Source organism: Candidatus Megaera venefica, assembly GCF_034554655.1.
GTDB classification, from domain to species: domain Bacteria; phylum Pseudomonadota; class Alphaproteobacteria; order Rickettsiales; family Rickettsiaceae; genus Megaera_A; species Megaera_A venefica.
Genome location: NZ_JARJFB010000128.1, coordinates 1 through 5,441, shown reverse-complemented (window position 1 = coordinate 5,441; position 5,441 = coordinate 1). Strand labels below are relative to the sequence as shown.

General features: G+C 33.7%; 7 protein-coding genes. 4 read left to right on the top strand and 3 right to left on the bottom strand.

Annotated features, from left to right (window positions below; all coding sequences use genetic code 11):
- Positions 1 to 263 precede the first annotated feature (263 nt).
- The 3 genes from Megvenef_RS07255 to Megvenef_RS07245 all read right to left on the bottom strand — a co-directional run bounded on the left by Megvenef_RS07255 (position 264) and on the right by Megvenef_RS07245 (position 1,356).
- Complete coding sequence (locus tag Megvenef_RS07255; RefSeq protein ID WP_322777295.1) at positions 264 to 701, bottom strand: phasin family protein; 438 nt, start codon at positions 699 to 701, stop codon at positions 264 to 266.
- Between the two features lie 168 nt (positions 702 to 869).
- Positions 870 to 1,082 carry a hypothetical protein gene (locus Megvenef_RS07250; protein ID WP_322777294.1) on the bottom strand — a complete coding sequence of 71 codons (213 nt, stop codon included), beginning with the start codon at positions 1,080 to 1,082 and terminating at the stop codon, positions 870 to 872.
- A gap of 13 nt (positions 1,083 to 1,095) precedes the next feature.
- The gene (locus Megvenef_RS07245) at positions 1,096 to 1,356 is read right to left on the bottom strand and encodes a BolA family protein (protein WP_322777293.1); all 261 of its coding nucleotides are present in this window, start codon (positions 1,354 to 1,356) and stop codon (positions 1,096 to 1,098) included.
- Positions 1,357 to 1,440: 84 nt separating this feature from the next.
- Here Megvenef_RS07245 and Megvenef_RS07240 point away from each other — a divergent pair, with 84 nt between their 5' ends.
- From Megvenef_RS07240 to Megvenef_RS07225, 4 genes are all read left to right on the top strand, one after another.
- Positions 1,441 to 2,643 (top strand): EAL domain-containing protein, encoded by a 1,203-nt coding sequence (locus Megvenef_RS07240; protein ID WP_322777292.1) that lies wholly within the window; start codon positions 1,441 to 1,443, stop codon positions 2,641 to 2,643.
- Positions 2,644 to 3,000: 357 nt separating this feature from the next.
- On the top strand, positions 3,001 to 4,338 hold the full coding sequence (gene fliI, locus Megvenef_RS07235) for a flagellar protein export ATPase FliI (RefSeq protein ID WP_322777291.1): 1,338 nt from the start codon (positions 3,001 to 3,003) through the stop codon (positions 4,336 to 4,338).
- Complete coding sequence (locus Megvenef_RS07230) at positions 4,335 to 4,778, top strand: hypothetical protein (protein ID WP_322777290.1); 444 nt, start codon at positions 4,335 to 4,337, stop codon at positions 4,776 to 4,778. Before fliI ends, Megvenef_RS07230 begins: the two co-directional genes overlap by 4 nt.
- 163 nt (positions 4,779 to 4,941) lie before the next feature.
- On the top strand, positions 4,942 to 5,441 hold a 500-nt coding region (locus Megvenef_RS07225; RefSeq protein WP_322776251.1), incomplete at its 3' end, for a transposase.

The window sequence follows — 5,441 nt, the reverse complement described above, 5'->3', positions numbered from 1 at the left end:
AAAAAATGAATGTGCGGTGATTTATTTTTGAAATTCTTGAAATTATATCAAAAATTTAGAGTTTTGACGGAGAGACTAGATAATTATTTTATTGATGTTGCTTAAAAGGGGACTATTGCAAAGAGCAGCTTAAGTGAATAAACTAGTCAATATCTACTCTTTATATTAAATTGATATTGACGTTTCTATTTGCAACAATAGCCAAATTATTTGGTATAGATTCATTAAAGTTAACTTTTTACTTAACTTAATAAAAATTGAGTCTACTTATGTTTTGCCTTCGCAAAAGCTTTACCAGTATTTTCTTTAATACCAGTTTGCATAACGTTAAGCACTTCTATCAATGATTTCGTAGACATATCAATAACTTCTTTGGCATTATTGAAATTAGTATCCATGGATGATTGTAAATATTTTTGCTGGCAAGCACTAATTTGATTTACGTCACCTGCAGAAATCGCATCCTTCATCGTGTTATACATTTCAGTTGTATTTTTCTGAAGCGCATCGGCTCCTCTTTTGAAGATCGATTGCATATTTTCCGATACCATTTGATTGGTTGAAGATACAGCTTCAGTAGTGTTTTTCATCGCAGCAGAAAATGAAGACAAGTCTACATTAGGCATTCCTTGCATTGATTTTGTAAAAGCTTCTTGGTTCAAAATTGACTGAAAAAACTCAAACGGATTATTATTACTCATAGCTTAACCTCTCTATGTGATGTGTAAGTTAGTTATATTTAAACTTAGTATTTATTATTTACAGATCTAATATGCACCAACTTGGTTATTGTACCATGAATTTCTAAAGTTACAAAAAAATAATTTCCTGGTTGAAGCTAATTGGTCACAAATTAGCTTTTTATACATCTATTTTTTACTGGAGGCTTTAAGGCTAAGAATCTCTTTTTCAAGCTTCCCAACTAGTTTTTTTAGTTGTTCATACTCTTCTCTCGAAACATACTTTCCTTTGATGACGTTTTCTTCTATATACTTAGCACCTGATGATCTAATAACTTGTCCAGATTCTCTTGCTATTTTACTAGCACCTGCCAGCATCTTTATTATGTTTTCTTGGGTCATACTAATAAGTCACTTATTTTTTGACTATTGTAATAGAAAGCGCATGCAATCCATTAATAAATTCTTTTTTCAGAAGATTATTAATGGCACGGTGTTGCTCAATTTTTGTACCACTATTCAGAGCATCAGAAGAAATTTTAATTTCAAAATGTGTTTGACCATCACCATTAGGGTTACCAAGATGGCCAGCATGGCTGGCACTTATGTCATTTACTTCAAGAAAATGTGGATTTAAGGCACGAAGCTTGTGTTCAATGATTTCTTTTCTAGTCATTATATTGCTTTAATGTTTAAAAGTATGATTGGTTTTGCTATCATTGATGTGCGTTACTCTTCAACTACAAAAGTATAGGGTATTATGTCTAATAAAGCAAGAATCATGGACACCTTGCAGAAAGAGATTAATAGAATTAAGAGTGGTGTTTTACTAATCGTAAAGCTCTTGAATAAGGATGAACTCAACATTCTAATAGAAGATACTGCAGCTATTATCGACAAGTTTTATTTAATGGTAGAAAAAGCATGTGAAAAAGCTAGCGACTACGTTATTTTAAGAACGCATGACCCAACTAGACTATATATAGTTCTGCCAGATGATACAAAAATTGCTGAACGCTTAGCCTATTCTATTTATAAGCAGGTTCAGCTTTATGTCGATTCAGACATACCAGAAAGTTATCTAAAATGCGGAGTAGGTAGCATAAAATTCGATGAGAACCAGAAAAGAGCTGACAAACTGCTTTCACTATTACTTTATGCTATGTCAGTTTCAAAAGATCGTAGTTATTATCATAGTTATGATGATCATCCAATTGATATCGAGACATTAAGGCTTAGTAATAGTAACTTAAATTTGCTAAGAACTTCTTTGCTAAAAAAGAAAGCAAAGTTTATGTACCAACCGATTGTCGATCGCAAATCCGGTAATATTGAATATTACGAATGTTTACTTCGTGTGCCAGACAAGAATGATGAGTTTATCTCTGTAGGTCCAATGATAGAGGCTGCGGAATCAAAAGGATTGATAAATATTGTTGATTTTACTGTAATTGAAATGGCAATCAAAGAACTTGAACGCGATAAAAAAATCAAATTATCAGTCAATATTTCTAATATAGGTGTACTTAATAAAAGATTACTAAAAAGGATTGAAAGTTTATTCAAGAAATATGAAGTAGCTAATAGGCTAATAATCGAAATAACAGAGACTTCATTGAATCAAGATTTTATTACTACTAAAAAGTTTATTGATACACTACATACATATGGATGTCGATTTGCACTAGATGATTTTGGTTCTGGTTTCACTTCTTTTAAACAACTTCTTAATTTACCTATTGATATTATTAAAATCGATGGTAGTTATATACGGGACATTTTAGATAATGATCATAATCGGTTTTTTGTAGAAGCTCTAATAAGTTTGGCAAGCGATCTGGGTATTAAAACCGTAGCTGAGTTTGTTGAAAATGGGGAAATTGCAAGATTTTTGATTGATATAAAAATTGATGGAATGCAAGGCAATTTCTTTTTGCCTGCTTCTGAAAACCGTATTAACTAGATTATTTGTTAATCAGCCTCTTCTACAGTTGATGACCCATAAGTAACACATAGAGCCAATAAACAAGTTGTTTTGGGCTTGATTCATAAATGTCCAAAGTTACCAAGCACTAGTGTCGAGAATAAATCTTATGCAAAAGAGCTGCACAGTCATACCGGGCTTGACTCGGGTCTCAGGCGACAGAAAAAAACCCTGAAACAAGTTCAGGATGATTAGCTTTTGCCTTTGACCCTTAGCCAAAGACGACAAAGTACATCAAATATATCAATTTATATTTGGTTGTTGATATAATAACGTTAGTTTTTGATAAAACTTATCTTTATGATAGAATCAACTTAATAAAAAATTATAAATAAGATGAGTTTTAAAACATACTTAGAAGCTTTAAACGCTGAAATTCAAGATATAAAAGCAATAAAAATATCCGGTAAAGTTATTTCAGTAAAAGGAATAGTGATAAAGGCTCGGGGTATTAGTGAATTTGTTTCAATTGGTACACGATGTAAAATCAATAGTAACTTACGTCACTCTTCAATATTGTGTGAGGTGGTTGGTTTTGACGATGAGGGCGTATTATTGATGCCTTTTGAAGATACTCAAGGCGTTGGATCTGGAGCCGAGATAGAAGTCTACCAACATGAGAATGTTATTCATCCAGAAGAAAGCTGGCTTGGCCGGGTATTTAATGCTTTTGCTGAACCCATAGATGATTTAGGTCCCGTTAAATACGGAGAGAAAGCCTATTTACTCAAAACAAATCCCCTACCAGCTCAAAAAAGGCAACGAATTGGTGGAAAAATAGATCTTGGGGTAAAAGCTATCGACAGTTTCGTTAGTTGCTGTTTTGGTCAAAGAATGGGTATTTTCGCTGGAAGCGGCGTCGGAAAATCTGTATTGATTTCAATGCTTACAAAATACGCTGACACTGATGTTAAAGTCATTGGTTTGATAGGTGAACGTGGGCGTGAAGCAAAAGAATTTATAGAAGAATATCTTGGACCAGAGGGCCTTAAAAAAGCGGTAATAATATTAGCAACAGGCGACGAGTCAGCGCTACTCAGGAAACGAGCTGCTTATGTAACAATGGCTGTAGCTGAATATTTTAGAGATACTGGAAAGGAAGTGTTGTGTATTATGGATTCAGTTACCAGATATGCTATGGCTCAACGAGAAATAGGTTTAGCTGTCGGTGAACCACCTACTACTAAAGGATATCCTCCATCAGTATTTAGTGAACTACCCAAAATTCTCGAACGCGCCGGTCCAGGAATCGAGAAAGCAAATATCACAGGACTTTTTACTGTGCTCGTAGAAGGTGATGATCAGAACGAACCTATCAGCGATGCTGTCCGAGGGATATTAGATGGTCACGTTGTGCTCGATAGGTCAATAGCAGAACGAGGTCGGTTTCCTGCAGTTGATGTTCTTAAAAGCGTTTCAAGAGCAATGCCAAAATGCAATAATGAATTGGAAAACAGGCAAGTAACATACGCTCGTAGGATGCTTGCAACCTATCAAGATATGGCAGAAATGATAAGGCTTGGAGCATATAAAAAAGGAACAGATCCTGAAGTTGATTTATCTATCGTTTACTTTGATAAAATAGAGCAATTCTTAAATCAAAAACCAGATGAAAATTGTTCTATGAAAGATAGCTACAAACAACTTGGTGAGATTCTGGGCATCACTACATGACAAAAACTCTTAAGACTCTAATAAAACTGCACAAAAATAAACTCGATAAGATTCTAAAGGATATAGAATCCAAAGAATCTGAGAAACTAAGACTGGAAGAGAAAAAAATACTAATTGAAGAAGAGCTGAATCAAGAAATTGAAAAATATTCAACTACAGAATTTAGTTTTATGTTAGAAAAATATGTAGAAACCTCAAGAAAGCTAATTAAACGTATTGAGGCTCAGATTAATCAGCTTGAAACAATGATTATAAAACTTAGAGTTGATTTAAGAGACCAATATTCAGAACTTAAGAAATATGAAATAGCTTTTGGCAATAAGCAAGCACTAGAACTAGAGGCCATTAAAAAATACGAAGCAAAGCAACTCGATGAATTTAGTATCAATAAATTCGCTGCCCAAAGTAAAACGATAGCTGCTAAAACTTCAAAGAATTAGTGTTCACAACTAAAAATTAAATGATGTCTAAAAAGATCCCTATACAACAGAATAGATCTATTATCTTATTTCTATGGCAACATATAAAACGGGTCTGTCCATCTAAGTGTGTAAATTCCTTATAGGTTATATAATCAATTAATATAACTAAGAGGAATAAAATATGACTAAAAACACTATCAATAATAAGAATAATGAAGCTATATCCGCAGCGATAGATTTACTGGTAAGTAAAGAAGTAGATCTATCGAATGTTTTAAGCAAAGGCGGGTTATTGAAACAACTAACAAAACGTCTTGTGGAAAAAGCTTTACAGGCAGAGATGAATAATCATCTAGGTTATGACAGATACGATCGTATTATCACTTCTAATAACGCCCGTAACGGTGTATCTCAAAAGAATCTAATCACTGATAATGGCCTTATTACAATAGACGTTCCAAGGGATAGAGATGCTGAGTTTGAACCTGCAATCATTCCCAAAAGAAAAACAAGAATTGAAGGTTTAGATCAAAAAATTCTATCCTTATACGCCAAAGGAATGAGTCTATCAGATATTAAACTTCAGATTCAGGAACTATACGGGGCTGACATTAGCGAAAGCCTTGTTAGTAGAATTACTGATGATGTCATGGACGATGTTAAAGCTTGGCAAGGCAGGCC

What these genes read in the sequence shown, in the direction of transcription:
- Megvenef_RS07255 (WP_322777295.1), bottom strand. Translation starts at nt 701, where the DNA reads ATGAGTAATAATAATCCGTTTGAGTTTTTTCAGTCAATTTTGAACCAA.
- Megvenef_RS07245 (WP_322777293.1), bottom strand. Translation starts at nt 1,356, where the DNA reads ATGACTAGAAAAGAAATCATTGAACACAAGCTTCGTGCCTTAAATCCA.
- fliI (WP_322777291.1), top strand. Translation starts at nt 3,001, where the DNA reads ATGAGTTTTAAAACATACTTAGAAGCTTTAAACGCTGAAATTCAAGAT.
- Megvenef_RS07250 (WP_322777294.1), bottom strand. Translation starts at nt 1,082, where the DNA reads ATGACCCAAGAAAACATAATAAAGATGCTGGCAGGTGCTAGTAAAATA.
- Megvenef_RS07230 (WP_322777290.1), top strand. Translation starts at nt 4,335, where the DNA reads ATGACAAAAACTCTTAAGACTCTAATAAAACTGCACAAAAATAAACTC.
- Megvenef_RS07240 (WP_322777292.1), top strand. Translation starts at nt 1,441, where the DNA reads ATGTCTAATAAAGCAAGAATCATGGACACCTTGCAGAAAGAGATTAAT.